4 protein-coding genes are annotated in these 3,546 nt (G+C 64.3%); 1 reads left to right on the top strand and 3 read right to left on the bottom strand.

The window, feature by feature from the left end; genetic code table 11:
* On the top strand, window positions 1-510 hold a 510-nt coding region (locus tag ABYB95_RS19470), incomplete at its 5' end, for a LysR substrate-binding domain-containing protein (RefSeq protein WP_372660674.1).
* A 63-nt stretch (window positions 511-573) separates the two neighbouring features.
* Here ABYB95_RS19470 and ABYB95_RS19465 read toward each other — a convergent pair.
* The 3 genes from ABYB95_RS19465 to ABYB95_RS19455 form a co-directional block, all read right to left on the bottom strand.
* Window positions 574-915 carry a hypothetical protein gene (locus ABYB95_RS19465; RefSeq protein WP_372660671.1) on the bottom strand — a complete coding sequence of 114 codons (342 nt, stop codon included), beginning with the start codon at window positions 913-915 and terminating at the stop codon, window positions 574-576.
* A gap of 206 nt (window positions 916-1,121) precedes the next feature.
* A complete protein-coding gene (locus ABYB95_RS19460; RefSeq protein WP_372660668.1) occupies window positions 1,122-3,170 on the bottom strand; it encodes a RecQ family ATP-dependent DNA helicase in 2,049 nt (682 codons plus the stop codon).
* Between the two features lie 67 nt (window positions 3,171-3,237).
* The coding region (locus ABYB95_RS19455) for a rhodanese-like domain-containing protein (protein WP_372660665.1) at window positions 3,238-3,546 on the bottom strand (309 nt) is incomplete at its 5' end.

The following is a 3,546-nucleotide window of genomic DNA, read 5'->3' as shown; positions in this document are numbered from 1 at the left end:
GGCGTGCACGACCTGGTGATCGCTCCAGCGGTGTACGAACACACTCCTGAAGGCATTTCGCGCCAGCGCCTGACCGAAGACACGATTGGCGTGTATTGCGCCGCGAGCCACCCCCTGGCACAAGCGACCGCACCCAAGCCCGAAGCGCTGGAGGCATGCAACTGGCTCAATGTGGGCATCACCTCGCCGTTCCAGAACGTGCAGTTCGAGCTGCTGGCCAGTGCGGGCGTGAAGAATGTTCGCACCCAGCTGGTCACGGTCGGCGACGCGGTGATGCTGCTCGACGTGCTGGCGCAAGGCCGCCATCTGGCGGTCTTGCCCGGCGTGCCCATCGAGCTGCTCAGGCCCCGGTACGACTTTCGCAAACTGCCCTTGTCCGGTGCGCCATCGCGGCGGGATTTGTACGTCTGGTGCCGCGAAGACCTGGCCGACAAGGACATGTTCCAGACCTTTTTCCGCGTTGCGCAGCAAGTCGTTGAAGCCAACCGACAAGGGCCCGCGTCGCATTGAGCCGGCATGTCGTCGCAAACAAAAAAGCCCCTCCAAGGGGCTTTTTTTGATTCGGCAACGGATTCAGTGCATCAAGGCCATCGGGCCGGAAGGCAGGTCCTGTGGCTCGTGGTCGGGGTGGTGCGACACAAAGAAGCGCAGCTTTTGATCGAGCTTGTTGACGCGTGTTTTGGCCTCGGATTCGCAATGGTGTTTGGAGATCAGGTTGAACACCTTGCCGCGCAAGAACCACAAGTCCTTGGGGCTTTGGCACGACAGCAGGGCCGCCTGTATGCGCAAGCGCATCGGGTCCTGAATGTCCACCATGGCTTCGTGGAACTCGTCCACGAGAAAATCCAACTCGAGCACCTGCGTGTCGTGATAACTGGCCGGCTTGGGTTTGAACCAAGATAAATTGAAAAACATGACACGCTCCATTTCGTACGCTGTTTCAGGGAGAGAGAATCCCTTTGCTCTCAACCCAACATCGGCAAGTGTCGGCCCGACTTGAGAGGGGAAAACGCTGAAAAAGAGGGTGTTTCCGACGAGTGGTCGTGACGTATTTAACGCCGTCCGTCAATGGTTTTCAGTGTCCGGAAATCGGGTCGAAAAATGCAGCCCAAAAGCATGCGTCAATCGAAAGCACTCACCACCCGCAGCACGTCGGCACCGTAGGCATCGCGTTTTTTCTGGCCCAGTCCGGGAATGCCGTCGAGCTCATCGGGCGTGCGGGGTTTCTGGCTGGCAATGGCGCGCAAGGTGCTGTCGTGGAAGATCACGAAGGCCGGCAGATTGTGCTCGCGTGCCACCTCGGCGCGCCAGGCTTTGAGCGCGTCCAGGCACTCGCGCTCGGCGAGGCTGAGCGGCTGGCCATCGGGTGCCACGTCGGCCTTGGCGCTGCGTTTGGCGCGGCTGCTGCGCCCGCTTTCGCGTGCGCCTTCCGACAAGGACTTGAGCCACACCTGGGTTCCGCCCTTGAGGATGTCGCGCGCACCGTCGGCCAGGTGCAAGGTGTTGTACGGCTGCCCGTCCACCTGCACCGCTTCGCGCGCGATCAGCTGGCGCAACAGTGCGCGCCACTGGGTTTCGGACAGGTCGGCCCCAATGCCGAAGGTGGACAGCTTGTCGTGCCCGTATTGCGCCATCTTGTCGGTCTGCTTGCCGCGCAGGATGTCCATGATGTGGCCGGCGCCAAAGGCGGTGTTGCTGGCCTGTTGCACCCGGTAGATGCACGAGAGCAGTTTGCGCGCGGCCTCGGTCGCGTCGTGCAGTTCGGGCGGCTTGATGCAGTTGTCGCAGTTCATGCAGACCGGCACCAGCCGTCCTGCTTCCGGGCCATTCCAAGGGGGTGCAGCGTCGGGGTCATCGGGCCTGCCGCCGGGCCGCCCCAAGGCTGGCCCAGCCCCCTCGGGGGGCAGCGACCCGCGTAGCGGCGGAGCGTGGGGGCCCTGGTACTGTTCGTCGAAATACGCCAGCAGGCGCACGCGGCGGCAGTCGCTGGCTTCGGCCAGCCCCAGCAGCGCATCGAGCTTGCCGCGCAAGGCTTGTTTGAACTCTTCGGCGGCGGGGCTTTCGTCGATCATGCGGCGCTGGTTCACCACGTCTTGCAGGCCGTAGGCCATCCAGGCGTTGGCGGCTTCGCCATCGCGCCCGGCGCGGCCCGTCTCCTGGTAATAGCCCTCGATGTTCTTGGGCATGTCCAGGTGGGCCACAAAGCGCACGTCGGGCTTGTCGATGCCCATGCCAAAAGCAATGGTGGCCACCATGATGATGCCGTCTTCGCGCAGAAAGCGGTCCTGGTGCTGCTGCCGCTTCGCCGCGTCCATGCCGGCGTGGTAGGGCAGGGCCTTGAAGCCGGCGCTGTTGAGCATGCCGGCCACCTCGTCCACCCGGCGGCGCGACTGGCAATACACGATGCCGGCGTCGTGCCCGTGCGGGCCGCTGTGCTCGTCGCGTATGAAGCGCTGCAACTGGGTGGTGGCGTCTTTCTTTTCGACGATCTGGTAGCGGATGTTGGGCCGGTCGAAGCTGCTGATGAAGGTCTGTGCACTCTCCAGTTGCAGGCGCTCGACGATGTCGGCGCGGGTGAGCGCGTCGGCGGTGGCGGTGAGCGCCACGCGTGGCACGTCGGGGAAGCGCTCGTGCAGCACCGCCAGGCCCCGGTATTCGGGCCGGAAGTCGTGCCCCCACTGGCTCACGCAATGCGCTTCGTCGATGGCGAACAGGCTCAGCAGACCGCGCTCGCGCAGCGAATCCATCAAGGCCAGAAAACGCGGCGTGGTCAGGCGCTCGGGCGCGGCGTAGAGCAGGGTGAGCTCGCCGCGCAGCATCTGCTTTTCAATCGCCTGCGCGTCTTCCTGCGACAGGCTGGAATTGAGAAAGGCGGCGGACACACCCGCTTCGAGCAATGCGCCTACCTGATCGTGCATCAGCGCGATCAGCGGCGAGACCACCACCGCCAGGCCTTTGCCCTGGCGGTGCCGCACGATGGCCGGGATCTGGAAACACAGCGATTTGCCCCCGCCCGTGGGCATGAGCACCAGGGCGTCGCCGCCCTCGCTCACGTGGCGGATGATGGCGGCCTGCGGACCCCGGAAGGCGTCGTAGCCGAACACCTCCTGCAGCACACCGGCGCAGGTTTCCAGGGTTTCACCGTCGGCGGAAATATCGATCGGGCTCATGGCTTTGCTGCCCGCTCACTGCGAAAGGCATGGGGTCGTTGCAGCAGCACCGCGTTCACATCCATGCTCACATTTGCTCCCACGGCAGTTCGTCGTGGCGCCAGCCATTGATGGTGGAACGCTTGAACGCATCGTTCAAATCGCCCTCGAAGCCGTGCACCACATGGGCCACGGCCGAAAAACCGGCGGCTTCCAGTGCCCGGCCCGCGTCCAGCGTGCGCTTGCCGCTGCGGCAGATCAGCAAAACCGGGCGCGTCTTGCTGCCGGCCTCGTTTTCCACGGCCGCCGCGAAACGCACCGGGTCGGGTGTGAGGTCGGGGTATTCGTACCAGGGAATGTTCTCCACGCCGGGCGGGCGCCCCACGTAGAGCGACTC

It is taken from the genome of Hydrogenophaga sp., assembly GCF_041633695.1.
Taxonomy (GTDB): domain Bacteria; phylum Pseudomonadota; class Gammaproteobacteria; order Burkholderiales; family Burkholderiaceae_C; genus Hydrogenophaga.
Note: the sequence above shows the minus strand (reverse complement) of the source record. Positions and strands in the feature narration are given on the sequence as shown.

Coding starts and splice junctions, on each gene's coding strand:
- ABYB95_RS19465 (WP_372660671.1), bottom strand. CDS start 915: ATGTTTTTCAATTTATCTTGGTTCAAACCCAAGCCGGCCAGTTATCAC.
- ABYB95_RS19460 (WP_372660668.1), bottom strand. CDS start 3,170: ATGAGCCCGATCGATATTTCCGCCGACGGTGAAACCCTGGAAACCTGC.